The sequence below is a fragment of the Bradyrhizobium barranii subsp. apii genome (assembly GCF_011516635.5).
Lineage (GTDB): Bacteria > Pseudomonadota > Alphaproteobacteria > Rhizobiales > Xanthobacteraceae > Bradyrhizobium > Bradyrhizobium barranii.
In genome coordinates this window covers 3,184,718-3,202,113 of sequence record NZ_CP096255.1, presented here as the reverse complement: position 1 = coordinate 3,202,113, position 17,396 = coordinate 3,184,718, and the positions used below count along the sequence as shown (strand labels likewise).

At 63.6% G+C, this 17,396-nt stretch carries 18 protein-coding genes; 6 read left to right on the top strand and 12 right to left on the bottom strand.

The window, feature by feature from the left end; all coding sequences use genetic code 11:
* Window positions 1-24: 24 nt before the first annotated feature.
* On the bottom strand, window positions 25-1,374 hold the full coding sequence (locus HAP41_RS15225; RefSeq protein WP_166100331.1) for an 8-oxoguanine deaminase: 1,350 nt from the start codon (window positions 1,372-1,374) through the stop codon (window positions 25-27).
* A gap of 151 nt (window positions 1,375-1,525) precedes the next feature.
* Between HAP41_RS15225 and HAP41_RS15220 the strand changes: the two genes are divergently transcribed.
* Together HAP41_RS15220 and HAP41_RS15215 are read left to right on the top strand one after the other, a co-directional pair.
* Window positions 1,526-2,353: an FAD binding domain-containing protein gene (locus HAP41_RS15220; RefSeq protein ID WP_166100338.1), complete on the top strand. Its 828-nt coding sequence runs from the start codon at window positions 1,526-1,528 to the stop codon at window positions 2,351-2,353.
* Window positions 2,350-5,076, top strand: coding sequence for a molybdopterin-dependent oxidoreductase (locus HAP41_RS15215; RefSeq protein ID WP_166100342.1), 2,727 nt, complete (start codon window positions 2,350-2,352; stop codon window positions 5,074-5,076). The genes HAP41_RS15220 and HAP41_RS15215 overlap by 4 nt, the downstream gene beginning before the upstream one ends.
* On the opposite strand, the gene uraD is transcribed toward HAP41_RS15215, so the two are convergent.
* The 5 genes from uraD to HAP41_RS15190 form a co-directional block, all read right to left on the bottom strand.
* Window positions 5,073-5,960 carry a 2-oxo-4-hydroxy-4-carboxy-5-ureidoimidazoline decarboxylase gene (uraD, locus tag HAP41_RS15210; RefSeq protein ID WP_166100345.1) on the bottom strand — a complete coding sequence of 296 codons (888 nt, stop codon included), beginning with the start codon at window positions 5,958-5,960 and terminating at the stop codon, window positions 5,073-5,075. The two genes, HAP41_RS15215 and uraD, sit on opposite strands and share 4 nt — an antisense overlap.
* A 5-nt stretch (window positions 5,961-5,965) precedes the next feature.
* Window positions 5,966-6,901 (bottom strand): allantoinase PuuE, encoded by a 936-nt coding sequence (gene puuE / locus HAP41_RS15205; RefSeq protein ID WP_166100353.1) that lies wholly within the window; start codon window positions 6,899-6,901, stop codon window positions 5,966-5,968.
* The gene (locus HAP41_RS15200) at window positions 6,902-7,315 is read right to left on the bottom strand and encodes a DUF3830 family protein (RefSeq protein ID WP_014493672.1); all 414 of its coding nucleotides are present in this window, start codon (window positions 7,313-7,315) and stop codon (window positions 6,902-6,904) included.
* An 89-nt stretch (window positions 7,316-7,404) separates the two neighbouring features.
* Window positions 7,405-7,692 carry a hypothetical protein gene (locus HAP41_RS15195; protein WP_166100356.1) on the bottom strand — a complete coding sequence of 96 codons (288 nt, stop codon included), beginning with the start codon at window positions 7,690-7,692 and terminating at the stop codon, window positions 7,405-7,407.
* Window positions 7,693-7,719: 27 nt separating this feature from the next.
* Window positions 7,720-7,965, bottom strand: a complete 246-nt coding sequence (locus HAP41_RS15190; RefSeq protein WP_166100360.1) for a hypothetical protein — start codon at window positions 7,963-7,965, stop codon at window positions 7,720-7,722.
* Between HAP41_RS15190 and HAP41_RS15185 the strand changes: the two genes are divergently transcribed.
* Window positions 7,946-8,161 carry a hypothetical protein gene (locus tag HAP41_RS15185; RefSeq protein ID WP_166100363.1) on the top strand — a complete coding sequence of 72 codons (216 nt, stop codon included), beginning with the start codon at window positions 7,946-7,948 and terminating at the stop codon, window positions 8,159-8,161. The genes HAP41_RS15190 and HAP41_RS15185 overlap by 20 nt on opposite strands.
* Before the next feature lie 536 nt (window positions 8,162-8,697).
* Here the strand turns inward: HAP41_RS15185 and HAP41_RS15180 are convergent.
* The 3 genes from HAP41_RS15180 to HAP41_RS15170 all read right to left on the bottom strand — a co-directional run bounded on the left by HAP41_RS15180 (window position 8,698) and on the right by HAP41_RS15170 (window position 12,228).
* On the bottom strand, window positions 8,698-9,198 hold the full coding sequence (locus HAP41_RS15180; protein ID WP_166100366.1) for a hypothetical protein: 501 nt from the start codon (window positions 9,196-9,198) through the stop codon (window positions 8,698-8,700).
* 437 nt (window positions 9,199-9,635) lie between these two features.
* Window positions 9,636-11,561 (bottom strand): AI-2E family transporter, encoded by a 1,926-nt coding sequence (locus HAP41_RS15175; RefSeq protein WP_166100371.1) that lies wholly within the window; start codon window positions 11,559-11,561, stop codon window positions 9,636-9,638.
* Between the two features lie 271 nt (window positions 11,562-11,832).
* Window positions 11,833-12,228: a hypothetical protein gene (locus HAP41_RS15170; RefSeq protein ID WP_166100374.1), complete on the bottom strand. Its 396-nt coding sequence runs from the start codon at window positions 12,226-12,228 to the stop codon at window positions 11,833-11,835.
* 289 nt (window positions 12,229-12,517) lie between these two features.
* On the opposite strand from HAP41_RS15170, the gene HAP41_RS15165 reads away from it, so the two are divergent.
* Complete coding sequence (locus HAP41_RS15165; RefSeq protein WP_166100378.1) at window positions 12,518-12,772, top strand: DUF2798 domain-containing protein; 255 nt, start codon at window positions 12,518-12,520, stop codon at window positions 12,770-12,772.
* Window positions 12,773-12,856: 84 nt separating this feature from the next.
* Here HAP41_RS15165 and HAP41_RS15160 read toward each other — a convergent pair whose 3' ends face one another.
* The 3 genes from HAP41_RS15160 to HAP41_RS15150 all read right to left on the bottom strand — a co-directional run bounded on the left by HAP41_RS15160 (window position 12,857) and on the right by HAP41_RS15150 (window position 16,108).
* The gene (locus HAP41_RS15160; RefSeq protein WP_166100381.1) at window positions 12,857-14,644 is read right to left on the bottom strand and encodes a chloride channel protein; all 1,788 of its coding nucleotides are present in this window, start codon (window positions 14,642-14,644) and stop codon (window positions 12,857-12,859) included.
* Window positions 14,645-14,657: 13 nt separating this feature from the next.
* Entirely contained in the window at window positions 14,658-15,305 is a 648-nt protein-coding gene (locus HAP41_RS15155; protein WP_166100385.1) for an L-fuculose-phosphate aldolase, read from the bottom strand.
* Window positions 15,306-15,481: 176 nt separating this feature from the next.
* The gene (locus tag HAP41_RS15150; RefSeq protein WP_166100388.1) at window positions 15,482-16,108 is read right to left on the bottom strand and encodes a MarC family protein; all 627 of its coding nucleotides are present in this window, start codon (window positions 16,106-16,108) and stop codon (window positions 15,482-15,484) included.
* Window positions 16,109-16,253: 145 nt separating this feature from the next.
* Between HAP41_RS15150 and HAP41_RS15145 the strand changes: the two genes are divergently transcribed.
* Both HAP41_RS15145 and HAP41_RS15140 read left to right on the top strand, forming a co-directional pair.
* Window positions 16,254-16,823, top strand: coding sequence for a YciE/YciF ferroxidase family protein (locus tag HAP41_RS15145; RefSeq protein WP_063982009.1), 570 nt, complete (start codon window positions 16,254-16,256; stop codon window positions 16,821-16,823).
* A gap of 187 nt (window positions 16,824-17,010) precedes the next feature.
* Entirely contained in the window at window positions 17,011-17,394 is a 384-nt protein-coding gene (locus HAP41_RS15140; RefSeq protein WP_014493661.1) for an Hsp20/alpha crystallin family protein, read from the top strand.
* Window positions 17,395-17,396: the final 2 nt, after the last annotated feature.

Here is a 17,396-nt window from a genome sequence, read left to right as displayed (position 1 = left end):
CCCCCTCTTTCTTTTTTGCCCGGATTATCCCGCCTGCATCGCCCGCGCCGCGGAACTGTGGCGGCGAATGAGATCGGGAACATCCAGTCCCGGGATCGCGCCGTCGATCACGGCCCATTGTCCCGCCACCATCACCCTGTCGGCCCGATGCGCCCCGCATAGCACCAGCGCGGCCAGCGGATCGCCATGGCCGGAGAAGCGCAGCTCGTCGAGCTTGAACAGGGCGAGATCGGCAGCCTTGCCGACAGCGATCTCGCCCAGTTCCGGCCGGCCGACGCACGCCGCCGAGCCCTTGGTCGCCCAGCGCAGCGCATCCTTGTGGCTGACTTTGGCCACTCCGTAGCGGGCCCGCTGCAGCAGGAACGCGGCCCGCACCTCCTGCATCAAATTCGATCCGTCGTTCGAGGCCGAACCGTCGACGCCGATGCCGATGCCGACACCGGCCTCCTCCATCTCGCACACCGGGCAGCAGCCCGACGCCAGAATTTGATTGCTGCACGCGCAATGGCTGATGGTGGTCTTGGCCTTGCCGAGCCGCTTCATCTCCTCCGCATTGAAGAAGATGCCGTGGGCGAGCCAGGTCCGCGCATTGAGCCAGCCGCATTGCTCGAGATAGTCGAGCGGGCGGCAGCCATACATCTGCTGGCAGAACTTGTTCTCGTCCTCGGTCTCGGCGAGATGGGTGTGCAGGCGGACGTCGAGCTTGGCGGCGAGATCGGCGGTGGCGCGCATCAGCGACGTCGTCACCGAGAAAGGTGAACATGGCGCCAGCGCGATCTGCACCATCGCATCCGCGCCGCGCTGGTGATGCTTTGCAACCACCCGCGCGCTGTCGGCGAGGATCGTATCCTCATCCTGCACGACGCTGTCAGGCGGCAGGCCGCCGTCGCGCTGCGACAGGTTCATCGAGCCGCGCGTGACCAGCACCCGGACACCGAGCTGTTTTGCGACTGCGACCTCGATATCGACGGACTCCTCGAGCCCCGCGGGGAACGCATAGTGGTGATCCGTTGTGGTGGTGCAGCCCGAGAGCAGGAGCTCGGACATCGCCACGGTGACGCCGAGCTCGAGCGATTCCGGCGTCATCCTCGCCCACACCGGATAGAGCGCCTGGAGCCAGGGAAACAGCTCGCGGTCCATCGCCGCCGGCAGCGCCCGCGTCAGCGTCTGATAGAAGTGATGATGTGTGTTGATCAGGCCTGGCAGCACGACATGCTCGCCCGCGTCGAACACCGCGACATCCGCCGTCGCAGGCCCGCCGCCGGCCGGCACGAACTCGACAATCCGGCCATCCCTCACCACGATCCCGCGCTCGGCGCCGTCAGCGAGGATGGCGAGGGGATCCCTGATCCAGATCGGCTTTGCGTCGCTCATGATCGTGGTCTCCTCACATCCGCTGATGACAAGGCCGGCAAGGCGGCCGCCGGCCCGATCACCTTCATGCTACGACTTGCTTGTTGCGACTTGGCTCCGGTCTTGCAAGACTCATCTGCACGATTCACCGGGCGGAAGCTTTGGCGCAGCCATGGATTTGAATACCATCACGACGGTGGCCCATCCGCAAACGCGCGCGCAGCTGCCCGCCTGGACGGAAGGTGATGCTTGGCTCGCGGGTGGCACCTGGCTGTTCTCGGAGCCCCAGGTCCACCTGAAGCGGCTGATCGATCTCACTGACCTGAAATGGCCGGCGCTCACGATCATCGACACCCATCTCACCATCTCCGCCACCTGCACCATCACGCAGCTCGACGGTTTCGCCTGCCCGCCCGATTGGCTCGCAGCCCCGCTGATCGGCCAGTGCTGCCGGGCTTTCCTTGCTTCATTCAAGATCTGGAAGACCGCGACCGTCGGCGGCAATCTCTGCATGTCGCTGCCGGCGGGACCGATGATCTCGCTCACATCAGCGCTGGACGGCGTCTGCATCATCTGGAAGGCCGACGGCGGTGAAGAGAAGATACCCGTCGTCGACTTCGTCACCGGCAACCAGCGCAACCGCCTGACGCCAGGCGACCTGATCCGGCAGATCGATATCCCGGTTGCCGCGCTGAAGCGCCGCACGGCCTTTCGCCAGATCTCGCTGGCGCCGGTCGGCCGCTCTGCGGCGCTTCTGATCGGCAGCCTGGATAGCGATGGCACGCTGACGCTGTCGGTGACCGCATCGACGGTGCGACCGATCCAGCTGTCCTTTCGCAAGGCTCCGGACGCGGGCGCGCTTCGCGACGCGATCGCAGAGCAGATCCCGGATGATCTGTACCACACTGACATCCACGGCAAGCCGATCTGGCGCAAGCATATGACGCTAAGGCTCGCCGAGGAGATTCGCGGCGAACTCGTGGGGGCGACGCCATCATGAGTTTCGAGGTCAACGGCAAGACCTTCCCGCAAGAGCCGCGCGCCGGCCAGTGCCTGCGCACGTTCTTGCGCGAGCTCGGCCATTTCGGCGTGAAGAAGGGCTGCGATGCCGGCGATTGCGGTGCCTGCACCGTGCTGCTCGACGGCGAGCCGGTGCACAGCTGCCTGATCCCGGCGTTCCGCGCCGAGGGGCGCGCCGTCACCACGATCGAAGGGCTCGGTGGCGACCATGGCGCGCATCCGATGCAGCAGGCCTTCCTCGAGGCGCAAGGCTTTCAATGCGGCTTCTGCACCGCCGGCATGATCCTGACCTGCGCCTCGCTGAACCAGGCGCAGCGCACTGATCTCGGATCGGCGCTGAAGGGCAATATCTGTCGCTGCACCGGCTATCGCTCGATCGAGGACGCGCTGCTCGGCAAGACCAATGTCGAGGAGAGCGTCGAGGCCGGCGCTGCCTTCGGCCGCAGCCTTCCGGCCCCAGCAGGCCCCGACGTCGTGCGCGGCAAGGCGCGCTACACCTTCGACACCCAGATCGACGGCCTGCTGCATATCAAGCTGCTCCGCTCGCCGCACGCCCACGCGAAGATCGTCGCGATCGACAAGTCGGACGCGCTACGCGTGCCCGGCGTGCACGCGGTCATGACGCATGAGGATGCACCGTCGGTTCTGATCTCGACCGCGCGGCATGAGAAGGACTGGATGGATCCGGAGGATACCCGCATCCTCGATGACGTCGTCCGCTTCATCGGCCAGAAGGTCGCCGCCGTCGTCGCCGAGAGCGAGGCCGCCGCCGAGGAGGCGTGCCGGCGGCTGAAGGTCGATTACGAAATCCTGCCTGCGCTGATCGATCCGGAGCAGGCGATGGCGCCGGGTGCACCTGTCATTCATCCTGACCGCACCACCGCGAACCGCATCGCCGATCCCCAGCGTAACCTCGCAGCCGAGACCCATGGCGAATACGGCGACGTGGCGGCGGCACTCGCGACGTCTGCCGTCACCTATGGGGCGACCTTCCACAGTCACCGCGTGCAGCACGCCGCGCTGGAGACCCATGGCGGCCTCGCCTGGCTCGACGCTTCAGGCGTGCTCAATGTCCGCACCTCGACGCAGGTGCCGTTCCTGACCCGCCGCGCGCTGTCGGACATCTTTGGGCTCCCCTTGGACAAGGTCCGCGTGTTCTGCGAGCGCATCGGCGGCGGCTTTGGCGGCAAGCAGGAGATGTTCGTCGAGGACATTCTGGCGCTGGCTACGCTCAAGACCGGACGACCGGTCAAGCTGGAGCTGACCCGCGAGGAGCAGTTCATCGCGACCTCGACGCGGCATCCCATGCGGGTTCACATCAAGGCTGGCGCCGATGCTGACGGCCGGCTCACCGCGCTCCAGCTCGAGGTGCTCTCCAACACCGGCGCCTACGGCAATCATGCCGGCCCCGTGATGTTCCACTCGCTGTCCGAGTCCATCGCGGTCTACAACTGTCCTAACAAGAAGGTCGACGGCTTCGCCGTCTACACCAACACGGTGCCGTCGGGCGCGTTTCGCGGCTACGGCCTGCCCCAAACGCAGATCGCGATCGAAGCCGCGATTGACGAGCTGGCACGGCAGCTCGGCATCAGCCCCTACGACATGCGCCGGCGCAACGTCGTCAAACCAGGCGATCCCATGCTGTCGCCGCCGCCGTCCGAATTTCACGACGTGCTCTTTGGCTCCTACGGGCTCGACCAATGCCTCGACCTCGTCGAACGCGCCATGCAGGCCGACGGCCCGCAGCCGGACCTGACGCCGGAGTGGCTGATCGGCGACGGCGTCGCGCTGACCATGATCGACACGGTGCCGCCGGCCGGCCATCTCGCGGATGCGATGATCGCGCTCAATGATGACGGCGGCTTCGACCTCACCGTCGGCACCGCCGAGTTCGGTAACGGCACCAGCACCGTGCACCGGCAGATCGCGGCGACGACGCTCGCAACCACCGTCGACCGCATCCGCCTGCGCCAGTCCGACACCGCCCATGGTGGCCACGACACCGGCGCCTATGGCAGTGCGGGCACCTTCGTTGCGGGCAAGGCAACGCATGCGGCCGCGATGCAGCTCGCGACCGAACTGATCGCTGTGGCCGCCAGCGCCTGGCTGTGCGACGCCGCGAGCTGCACGCTCGACGACGAAGCAGTCGTCAGCGGCGTGCGGCGCATGTCCTTTGCCGAGCTGGCGAAGCTCGCGCGCGAACGCGGGCAGCCGTTCGCAGGCACCGGCAATTCCGAGGGGACGCCGCGCTCAGTCGGCTTCAACGTCCAGGGCTTTCGCGTTGCCGTGAACAAGGGCACCGGCGAGATCAAGATTCTCCGGAGCGTGCAGGCGGCGGACGCCGGCGTCGTCGCCAATCCCATGCAGTGCCGCGGCCAGGTCGAGGGCGGCGTCGCGCAGGCGATCGGGGCGGCGCTCTACGAGGAGATGGTGATCGACGCTACCGGCCGCGTCACCAACCCGAAATTCCGCGACTACCACCTGCCCTCCTTCGCAGACGTTCCGCGCACGGAGGTCTTCTTTGCCGAGACCTCCGACACGATCGGGCCGCTCGGCGCCAAGTCGATGAGCGAGAGCCCCTACAATCCGGTCACCGCTGCGCTCGGCAATGCGATCGCGGATGCCACCGGCATCCGCTTCACCGCGCCGCCGTTCAAGCCGGACCGGCTGTTTCCGGCACTGCAGGAGAAGTTTGGGAATTAACTGCCGCGATAGGTCGAGTAGCTCCACGGCGTGACCAGCAGCGGCACGTGGTAGTGGCTTTCCGGCTCGCTGATGGCAAAGCGCAGCGGGATCTCGTCGAGGAACGGCGGGTCTGACAACGGCACGTTGCGCTCGGCGTAATATTTGGCAACGCTGAATTTGAGCTCGTAGCGGCCGATCGGCAGCGGACGGCCGCCGATCAGCGGCTGGTCGGTGCGACCATCGGCATTGGTCACGGCGCGCGCGATCACGCGGCTCTCGCCGAGATTCGCAAGCTCGACGAGCTCCACCGGGATGCCGGCTGCAGGCTTTCCGGCGTGATTGTCGAGCACATGCGTCGAGAGCCGGCCGTGCACTTTCAGCTTGTCGTCGGCGACGACGAGCTGATCGAGCCGCAGCGCGGAGATGCGGCCGATCTCCTCGATCGCACGCCGCGTCTCGGTCTTGGCGATATTGCGCAGCCGCGTTTCGAAGTCGCGCAGCACGGAATCCCTGGTGTGACGGCGCACGCAGACGATATAGGGGAAGCCGAACTTGTCGCGATAGGCGTTGTTGACGCGCTCGAACGCGGCGTATTCTGCATCCGAGAGACGGTCGAGGCCGGCGCTGTTCTGCTCGTCTGTCGATTCTGCAGTGAGCCCCGCTGCACGCTGGGTCTTGTTGGCGAGATCGGGATGCGCCCGGATCAGCGCGAGCTGCACGTCGGGCTCGGCAGCCAGGATCGCCGCCATCAGCGCTGAGTGCAACTGGTTGATACCGGCGAACGGCCGCTGCCCGGCAAGTTTCTCCGCAATCCACGGTGAATATTCGACGACGTTGGCGAGGACCGCGACAAAGCTGGCCTTATCAGCAGCATTGAGATCGGCGAGCGAGATTTGCGCCATGGTCCTCACCCGATCTCGAAGGCGTCGGCGGCAAGATGGGCATGCTTGTCGTGCCAGTGCTGCGCGATCTGGAGCCGCGTCGGCACCCAGACGCGATCGTGCTTGCCGATATAGTCGAGGAAGCGGATCAGTCCCGCGGCACGGCCGGGCCGGCCGGCAAGACGGCAGTGCAGCCCCACCGACATCATCTTCGGCGCGGTCTCGCCCTCGGCATAGAGCACGTCGAAGGCGTCCTTCAGATAGGTGAAGAACTGCTCGCCTTCGGCAAACCCCTGCGGGTTGATGAAGCGCATGTCGTTGGCGTCTAACGTATAGGGAATGATGAGCTGCTTGCCCTTCGCGCCCCCGACCCAGTAGGGCAGATCGTCGGCATAGGAGTCGCAGAGATAGAGGAAGCCGCCCTCCTCCATCAGGAGGCGGTTGGTGTTGACCGAGGAGCGCCCGGTGTACCAGCCGAGCGGCCGCGAGCCCGTCGCCTCGGTGTGGACGCGAATCGACTCGGCGATCTCGGCGCGCTCCTGCGCCTCGGTCATGTCCTTGTGCTCGATCCATTTCAGGCTGTGGCTTGCGATGTCCCAGCCTGACTCCTTCATCGCCGCGACAATCTCCGGATTCCGCTTCAGCGCGGTGGCAACGCCGAACACGGTGGTCGGCCACTTCCGCGCGTTGAACACCCGCCACAGCCGCCAGAAGCCGGCGCGCGAGCCATATTCGAACATCGACTCGATATTGGCGTGACGCTTGCCCGGCCAGGGCTGCGCGCCGAGGACGTCGGACAAAAGCGCTTCCGAGGTGCGATCGCCGTGCAAGATGTTGTTCTCGCCGCCCTCCTCGAAATTGACGACGAACTGCACCGCGACCCGCGCATTGTCGGGCCATTGCGGATGCGGCGGGTTGCGGCCGTAACCGCGGAGATCGCGCGGGTAGCGAGTATCCGTCACTCAGACTTCCTCGAAGCGGATCGGCAGGGCGCCCTTCCACAGCACGCTCTTGCCGAGGGTCGCGAGATTCTCGAGGCCCGAGGTCAGCGTGATGAAATGGTTGCCGGCGAGCTGGCCCATTTTGCTGGCGAAGTGCACGCCGCCATAGGCGAGCAGGATCTCGGTCTCGCTGATGCCGCCGGGATAGAGGATGATCTGACCCGGCGCGGGATAGCTGGTGTGGTTCTCGTAGCCGACGCCGAAATCGAGATCGCCGAGCGGCATCCAGACGCCCTCGCCGCTCCAGCGCACATGGATGATGTGGCTTTCGAACGGCAGCGCCTTGCGGAACGCAGCGACGGTCTTGGGTGCCAGTTGCTCCTCGAAGCGGGCATCGAAGGTGAAGTCGCCGGCGCGGATAACGAGTTTGCTCATCTCATCTCTCTGGATCGGGGGCCAAGGGCCCACGGGGAATTTTCAAGCAAAGAGCATTCCATCGGGCTTCGCGCAAGTGGCGCGGCCCGTCATCTGCGGTCGTAGGACCAGCCGAAAATACCACTCCGCCGCACCTCCGGCTCGGGGTCGGCGGCGGGCGCGGCCGAAGGGGGCGCCTCCTTCAGTTCCGCCTGTGGCGGAGGTGGAGGCGGCGCCGGCAGATTCTCGCATTTCATGGAGTAGACCAGCTTGCCGTCCGCGGTCCGCCCGATCGGGGCGCAGGGGTCTGGATGCGCTGCCGAGGTCTTTGGCGTGAGCTTAACCTGCGCGGCCGCCGGCGAGGCGATCAGGAGAAGGACCAGCAGATATTTCGACATCGTTGTCGCCTGAGAACTCAATTTACCTCATTGAACCGGATTGCCGGGGGCAAGTCCACCGGCGCTGCGGGCGCGATTGCCGAATATTTGGCCGGCGCTAGAAAATTTGCTCGCCCCAACGTGATGGCCACGCTTCGGATCGTCAAACCGGCCTGGCTGATATCCGGCAGGACACATCGCCATGTCAGCCACGAGCGCGAACACAGGAGACATTTTTCTCACAGCCTGAATCGCCGTCACGGGAGAAACAATCATGCGAAAGACCTTTGCCATTCTCGGCGCCACCCTGATCGCCGCCGCCACCATCCAGACCGCCGCCGCGAGCGACCGCCACCACAGAAGCAAGGCACCACCCGCCCCGATCACCCAGTCGGTCCGCGACTCCAACGCGTTCTGGCCGTCGCAGCCGACCACACCCGACTGGCAGCGCTACGCCAACGGCGCGCTGTCGGCACCGGCGGGACGGTGATACGGGCGTAGAACGCGGTTGCTGCGACGTCTCTCGTGTCCCGGACGCGCTGCAACGCGCAAGCGTTGCTGCGCAGAGCCGGGACCCAGAAAGCGACACGGTACAATGCGGAGAGTAGAACGCGGAGACATGGGCCCCGGCTCTGCAGCGCACCGCAAGAGCGCTGCGCTCGCAATGACGGAAGTGAGGCATCGGCGTCGTCCGCCAATTGTCACTGTCATTCCCCGCGAAAGCGGGGAATCCAGTACGCCGCGGCCTCTCGGCTCAATCACAGCCGTCTCTGGAATGCTAGATCGCCCGGTCAAGCCGGGCGATGACAGCGAGTGCTGCAGACGCACCAATGGCCGACGCGCTGACAGTCGCAGAACCTTTGGCGATGGGCGGGCCGTCGCTCTCGGCCATCGTGTTCATTCCTGTTGCGTCGCGACAGGATAACTCGCTTCCGCTTTTTTGGCGGCATAGCGAACCTTGCCCGGACTTGCCGGTAGGTCAACCGAATGACCCCAGCCGGACTTTGGCTGCGGGCCTCGCATGCGCTACGCGGTTCGGGATGAACCCTGCATGACACGCTTGACCACCATGGCCGCGATCCCCGCGAGCACGGCCTTTGCCTGCGGGGACGCAAGTATGTCGATGATCGGGTTCGACGGTTGGGCTTGCTCGTGAGGCTGGGCATCGCCACTGGCGAGGATATCCCGGAGCTGACCGGGCCTCCCATGCAGATCGGTGAGCACCTCGCCCAGTTCCTTCGGTTCGGGGGCCACTTGTCCCGGTAGCGCCACGCCGCGCGCGGCGGCTCGCTCCTGCAGCATCTTCACGAACGCCGCCCGTTCTTCCGGCGAAAGCTTGCCCAACGCATCTATCGCTGCCTGCGCGTACTGGTCAGACGGCACGGCGTGTGACACATCACCATACCGTTTGAGAACCTCTTGATCGGAATAACCCTCCGACGGATTTCCTTGTTCGTATCGATCAACGAAATCCCGATACTCTTTCTGGCGTTGCCCGCCGCCCAGTAACTCGTCCAGGATACCCATGTACAGCTCCTCCTTGCGTGATTAGCTCAGGCTGCTTGCCACAGACAACCACACGTTTCCCTTGCGTGACATACGAGCGATATCGGCGTTACGCAGAAGATACAGGCGAAGAGTGCAGTCGCTCCGATAGTTGCTATTTCCAAGGTAAACCCACGTTGAGAGTATTGACCTAGGTCAAAGGGTCATGGCGGCCGTGCAAACTGAATGTTTTGCTTGTGAGGCGTGAGTGGACATTCCACGCGCGTGTCGCAATGATCGCTATTGTCCCTGCTGAAGCTTTTGGGTCCGGCCAAATGTGCGGTGCGCGATGGCAAATATTCGCAAGGGTCACCGTCGCGCGGTCCCCGCCCATCCTTTTGCTCTCCACAGGACCCGGTGACCGATGCGGATGGTCGCTCTGCGACGCCCGGCAATCCAGAGGAGCAAAAGATTCGTTTTTACGCCGGAGCAGCTGCCTTCGCCTGATCCGACGCATCAGGTTGCGCGGAGGTCACGTGAACGACTGCTTCCAAGGCTGCACCGAACGACCCGCTTGCTACCAACGCGTTGGAAGCGTTTCCCACCGTTTCTGCGGCTCCCGTTCCCAGCAAAGCGAACAGGATACGGGTTGCGCCAATCCTTTTACTGAGCCCTCGAACGACGTGCTGAATCTTGGCGGTGGACGGCTGACTCAGATAGCAGACACATACAAGCGCGGTGTTCGCCAATTCGAGCGAAAGCAATTTCGACATTGATGAAGCATCAGCCTTTTCCGCAATTGCCTGAATCCCGCGGTACCGCAGAAGCTGCGCCAGCACAAGCGCCGTCGCCTCATCGAGTCGCCCGGCACCAGGGATGCAAACGACCGAAATAGACGAGGTCGGCGGCTCCGGAATCAAAGCGTGCTCGGAGCCTGCTCGCTCGAATGTAATGGCAGCTCCGGGGCTTGAGCTTAGATCCGGGGAACTGGGTCCTGTTGCTTCCACGTCATGGTGTGCCCCCAGCTCAGCGACCAATTCTTCCACCGTTGAGACTACCCGATTTAATCGGTCCTGATCGAGGTGACCCAATTGACGGTCGGCCTCTGCGAGTCTCAGGCCTTTCAAGAGGATGTCGTCATAATAATTCTCAAGCGACGAGTCATTCAGGTATTCATGTGCCTGTTCCACCGCTTCAATGGGATCTCCCGCCAGCATTCGTTGATAAGCCAGTTGCGGCGGCGTCAGCGGTGGTCGGTCGCCAAGCATAACGTCAAGAAATTTGAGGCGATCGACATGCCGCCCAAGGACGACGAGACAAATTGTTAAGGGCGTGGCCAACACCAGTCCGACCGGCCCCCAAAGCCACGTCCAGAATGACGCTGACAGGATAATTGCAATCGGGGAAAGACCCGAGCTATGCCCAAAAATCAAGGGTTCGAGAACCTGTCCTGCGAGCAACTCAAGCACGACGAACAATGCCGCCGTAAGTATCAGCATCTGCCAGCCCGTGCCCACCGCCGCCGCGAGAATGAGAGGGAATACCGCAGATATCAATGCACCGATATACGGTACAAATCGCATAATCATCGCGATCAGACCCCATAGCGGAGCCGAGGGCACACCGATGAATTCAAGACCTAAGCCTATTGCAAGACCGAACACGCCATTGAACGCGATCTGGGTAAGAAAGAGCTTGCTCAGACGCTTACCGGCGTCGTCCAGGGCCGCAGTCGTGCGTTGAATATCCGCGGATCCGGCCAGTCGGACAAGCCGATTCCTCAGATCTTCCCGTTGCAGCAGGACAAAGACAACAAAGATCACGACGATCCCTGTCGTCGTTAAAGGTGAAATCAGTGGCTGGATGATTGCGCCAAACGTCGACAGAGCACCAGGATCGGGTTGCCTTACCTCAACGGGTATGGGTATCGGCTTGTCTGAGGGCTGTCTGGTGAGTTCGCCGTCAATAGGTCGACCGGCCCCATCTCGATTCTGCAACTCTGTCTTCAATTCTTTCAGAACTGTCGACGCCTGCTCCAATGTTCCAGAGCCGCCGCCCATTAAGCCGCGCAGGCTTTCGATCTTGTCACTCAATGTTTGTTGATAGCCTGGCAGCTTGGTGGCGAGCCGGGTCGCCTGCGAAACCATAAGACCGCCTAGACTAAATATGATCGAGAATCCGATGAAGACGACCACCAGCACAGAAATCGTGCGCGGAACTCGCCAGGAACGTAAGCGCATCACGAAGGGCGCCATAACGAAACTCAGGAGAACTGCTAACGCGAAGGGAACAAAAATTTCACGACCGAAATAGAGCGCAGCAATTATCAACGCTGCGACGGCCATATTCGTCAGCACAGTCCCCCGCGGCTGTGCCAATCTCATTTGAGGAGATTTCTCTTCCATGGCGCGTCTTCCATGGCGCGGCTCATTCATCCCATACGTGGGTGAATTCTCCTTCGCGACACCATCCTACACCGAACTAACTTGTCCGACAGCCCGAGCATGCCGTTCAATGTCGCTAGCTCGTCTCATAGCGCGCGGGTTGACGCCCTCTCGGGTGTTTTGCCCGTCGGGCAACACAGAGACGCATAGCCCGGACGGAGCCAACGAGTCGGCGCGAAGCGCCGCAGGATGACACGCTCCGTGCAATCCGGGCTACGGCGAGAACAGGTGCCTAATAAGGCTGATAGTAGCCACGCGGACCGTAATAGGGACCGCCGCCATAATATCCCTGACCGCCATAGTAAGGACCCGGGCCGTCATAATAGCGATTCTCGTAGTACTCCTGGCGCCGGCTCTCTGCGATCGCACCTCCGATGAGACCTGCCGCCACGCCCATGAAGGCAAGCCCTGCCGCATTTGGACCCCGGCGATAGTAGCGGTGGCGGCGGGCGGCGCTGAAATCGGTCGCTACGGATCTGCTCGACGTCGCAGAGTCCGCGCTGACCGACGGCGAACCGGCCGGCGCCGCAGACGAGGGCGAGACGGAAGCTGTCGCCAGAGCCAGACTCGCAAACGCAGCCAATGCGGTGTTGCGGCCAAACCTGGAATTTACGGGCCTATCGCTCATCTCACCGTCCTTTGCTCTCGCTCAAAGTCAAAATATGAAACGATCCACAACGTGCAAACCATTGAAAAGTTTCGTGATCGCGGCAATCTGCCACGCTTCGAACGATTGTAAACCGAACGACCAGATCCAGCTTGAACCACTCAACCTGAGCGGATAATGAACAGCCGCGCCGTTTTTCGGTCGCCGTAAGCGTTTCACGTGAACCAACGCATCAACCGACGCCGTCGGGATCGATGCATTTTCGCAGGTTCAACGTGACTGACGCGTCCTTTTCCTCAAGAGAAATCAGATGATTGCGGTTCGCAAACTGCCGGCGCGCTATGCGCCGATCGTGATGCCATTTGTGCTGTCCATCCTCATGACGGCCGTGGTGTCGGTCATTTCGACGCTCCGAAGCCTCGGCGCGACGCCGGCGTTCCTCGCGACCTGGCCTGGCGCCTGGGCGCTGTCATGGCTCGTCGCCTTTCCCACACTGTTGATGGTGCTGCCACTGGTCCGACGGATCGTGGCGTGCGTCGTCGCTTCCCCATCTCAACCAGGCTGATAGCCGGCGCTGACGGCGGCGCACGAAGCACGCCGTCCCGCTCTCATGATCGCTCCTGCGGGAGACCGATCGGTCCGAGTGACCCTACGACAGCGCCCCGAGCACGCCGCGCGTTGCCTTGTCGATCTCCTCGACATAGCGGCGGCGGGCAAACGTCTCGGTGAGGAAGCCGACCACCTTGCGGCTGTCGGTGGAATCGACCACCGCCAGCATCTCGGCTTCCGCCTCGTCGAACACGGCCATCGCCGACTTCACGTTCATTTCCGGGATCAGCACGATCTCGGTCAGGCGGGCGAGCTCGATCACCTGGATGTCGTCGGCGATGCTGTCGAGATCGCTGGAGAACAGGTCGGGCAGCAGGACGAGGCCGACATATTCGTCGGCATTGTTGACGATGACGATGCCGGGCCGCGAGCCCAGCGCGAATTCACCGCGCACGGCGGCGATCGTCGTGGTCGATGGCACCTTGCCGACGTCGGAGCGCATCAGCCGCTCGACCGTGAGGTTGCGCAGCCAGCCGACGTCGTTGGCGCTGCGGATGGTCTCGCCGCGCAGATGCAGGCGCCATGTCGAGAAGGAATGACCGAACATGAAGCGGACGCAGATCGAGGTGACGATGCAGCCGGCCAGCACCACGGCGGTAACGTCGACATTGCGGGTCATTTCCAGCACGAGGAACGACATGGTTAAGGGGCCGCCAACGATGGCGACGCCGAGCGTCGCCATACCCGTCAGCATCGCGACCAGCGGGTCGATCACGAATTCCGGGCTGATGAGCAAAAGAACCGCGGCGAAGAACTTTCCGATCAGGCTGCCGACGAACAACGAGGCAAAGAACAGACCGCCACGGAAACCCGAGGCGAGCGAGATCAGGCAGGCCGTCACCTTCAAGGCGATGATGATCGCGATCAGGCCGATCGTCATGTCGTGAAACAGATCGAGCACCATGGCGCCGTGGCCGGCCGCGAGCACCTGCGGCGTGACGATGGCAAAGCTGCCGACGATAAGGCCGCCGATCACCGGGCGCAGCCAGACCGGCAGCCAGACAAACAGGCGCTCGAACATCGAAGACGACCGCATCACGGCGATGCCGACGCCGCTGGTAATGAGCGCAAGCCCGATCAATGCCAGATATTGCTCGACGCCGACCGCGCTGACCTTCGGTATCTCGATAGAGTACGGCGCGCCGCCGAGCCATTGCGCGGTCAGCGCGCCAGCAAGCGAGGCCGCCAGGATCGGCGCGGCGCTGCCGACCGAATAGACGCCGACGATCAGCTCGCAGGCATAGAACGCGCCGGTGATCGGCGCGCCAAACGCCGCTGCGATCGCAGCGGCGGCGCCGCAACCGACGATCAGGCGCAAATCGTTGCGGCGCAGATTGAAGAACTTGCCGAGCAGTGAGGCGATGCCCGAGCCGATCTGGGTGTAGCCGGCCTCGAGGCCGACCGAGGCGCCGCAGCCGTTCGAGATCAGCGTCTGGCTCGACACCACCATGCTGTCGCGCATCGACAGATTGCCGCCGCGCAGCGCGTTCGCCTCGATCGGGTCGACCGCGTTGGAGATCTTCAGCCGCCGCCGCCACCACTCCATGATACCGAGCGCCAATCCGCCGAGCGCGGGCGCGATCAGGGCCGCCCAGGGGCTGACCCGGGCGTGCGCGGATAGGCGAACGTCGACGGGAATGCCGTAGATCATCATATGGGCAATCTGCGCGATCTCGGCCATCAGCGTCACGATGGCACCGGTAAACGTGCCGATCACGAGCGCCAGCGGGATCAGGTAGAACTCGTTGCTGCGCAAGAGCGCGCGCAGGCGAACCATGACGCGGTTCGATCCCTTGCGATCGGCGATGTGTCTGATCCGCGCGAACACCTTTTTGCCCGCCCTAACCTTCCGACATGCCGTAGCCGGCCATGCGCTGGCTGACACGTTCGATCTCGGCACTCGACAGCAGCGGCGGTTTTCCGATCTGGAGGCAGCCGTGATACTGCCGCGCCAGCGTCTCGACCTCGACGGCGAGCCACATCGCCTTGTCCAGCGTCTTGCCGACCGCAATCATGCCGTGATGGTCGAGCAGGCAGGCGAGCCGGCCCTCCAGTGCCCGCAGCGCATGCTCGGACAGCTCCGCCGTTCCGAAGGTGGCATAGGGTGCGCAACGGATACTGTCACCGCCGGCGGCCGCGATCATGTAGTGCACGGGCGGAATCTCCATGCCCATGATCGCCAGGATGGTGCAATAGGTGGGATGAGCGTGGACGACGGCGTTGACGTCGGGCCGCGATTTCAGGATGTCGCGGTGGAAGCGCCATTCACTGGAGGGCTTCTGACCGGGGGCATGGGAGCCGTCCATCGCCATGAACACGATCTGGTCGGGCGTCATGGCGTTATACGGCACGCTGGTCGGCGTGACCAGAAGCCCGTCCACATGCCGGACGCTGATATTGCCCGAGGTGCCCTGGTTGATGCCGAGCGCGTTCATGCGGCGGCACGCGTCGATGATGGCCTGTCTCTTTGCGAGCTCGTCCGCTGTCATCGATATCTCGACTTCTTGGCGATGGGCGTTTGTTAGACCGGGAGTACGTCAAAGCAATATGGCAGTGCAAGCGAAAGCGACCCGGATCAGGTACCGTCTTGCCGGCAGCCCCGCCAAGCCACAAAATATCACTTAAAATCAATAAATTAGCAGATTGCCGCAGGTCCAGGGCAACGCTAAGGCACGCTCGCCCGAACGGCCGCGATCCCATTGATCACGAACTGCACCGAATAGGCTGCGAGCAGCATGCCAAGCACGCGTGAGAGCACGGCATTTCCGGTGCGCCCGAGGGTGCGCGCGATCAGGCTCGCGGAGACGAAGCACAGCATGCAGAGCAGGCAGACGGAGACGACGACCGCGATGATGATCGCGAGCTTGGCCCCATAGCCGGCATTGCCCGTCAGCAGCAGCGTGGTCGCGATCGCGCCGGGACCAGCCATCATCGGGATGGCCAGCGGAAACACCGCGACGTCGGAGGCATGCTCCGAGGTCGCCTTGTCGGCCTCGCGCGCCTCGCGATGCGGACGGTCGCCGAAGATCATCTGGTAGGAGACGCCGAACAGCAGCAGTCCGCCGGCGATCTGGAAGGCGGGGATGCCGATCCCGAGTTGGCGCAGCAGCCAGTTTCCGGCCAGCGAGATCACCACCAGGATCGAGGCCGCGATCAGCGGCGCGCGCAGCGCGATCGTGCGCTTGACCTTGTCGGGCATGCCTCCGGTCGCGGCCAGGAAGGCCGGCGCAAGGCCGACGGGATCGACCACCAGCAGCAGCGTCACGAAGGCGGACAGGGCAAAGTCGAGCATGCGGGTGGGTCTCACGCGAGGTGCAGCCGCAATCCATAACCGCTGGAGGAGGCCTTCGCGAGGAACATTTGCCCTCGCAGAGTCTTGGTCGCGCGAGGATTGAGGAGGGCATCGCCCTTCCCGTGTCGCCTCAAGAGGAGGATTTATGGCTAAACGAGCGAAGAAACGTGCGAACGCGAAAAAGACCGCGGCGCGCCGTCCGCGTCAGGCACCGAAGATGTTGAGCGACCTGTTCCTGGAGACGCTGAAGGACATCTATTACGCCGAGAACAAGATCATCAAGACGCTACCCAAGATGGCCAAGGCCGCGCATTCCAAGGACCTTGCCGCCGCCTTCAACAAGCATCTGCGCGAGACGCAGGGCCAGGTCAAACGGCTCGATCAGATCTTCAAGATGCTGGGCAAGCCGGCCCGCGGCAAGCCCTGCGAAGCGATCAACGGCATCACCGACGAGGGCGCCGAGATCATGAAGGATTTCAAGAACGCCCCTGCCCTCGACGCCGGCCTGCTCGCGGCCGCTCAGGCCGTCGAGCACTACGAGATCTCCCGCTACGGCACGCTGCGCACCTGGGCCGAGGAGCTCGGCATGCCGGACGCGGCAAGGCTGCTCCAGGAGACGCTGGACGAGGAAGAGGCGACCGATCACACGCTGACCGAGCTCGCGACCTCGGTCATCAACCTCGAAGCGGAAGAGGAGTACCGCGCCGCGGCCTGATCGGCGCGACGCGCCCTACTGTTGCCTTCGATGCCGCGGAATATCCCCGCGGCGTCGAAGCGTGCGACCACAAGGGCCTTTTCCGGTTGGAGAGGCCAGGCATGCTCCAAACGCGCGATGCTGGAATTTTGGGGAACCGTCCCCATATGCTCGTTTTCCAACCGCAGCGCCTTCCCCGAGTTTTGCCATGCAACCCAAAAATCCCCTCGACTGGATGCTGTCCGAAGCCCTGGACTCGCTGACCCGCGCCGAACGGCTGCGGCAGCAGTTCGGCCGCCAGGAAGCCTGCTGGGAGCCGCCGATCGACGTGCTCGAAACCGAGCATGAGCTTCTCATCCTGGTCGCGCTTCCCGGCGTCAACCCTGATAATGTCGAGACGGTGATCCTCGACGGCGTGCTCGTCATCTCCGGCCAGCGCACGCTGCCGCCGGAGCTTCGCAACGCCCGCATCCACCGACTCGAGCTGCCGCAGGGCCGCTTCGAGCGGCGCATCGCGCTTCCCGTTGGCCGCTACGCCATCAGCCGCTTCGTGATGGACGGCTGCGTCGCGCTGCGCCTCGCCAAATCCTGAGG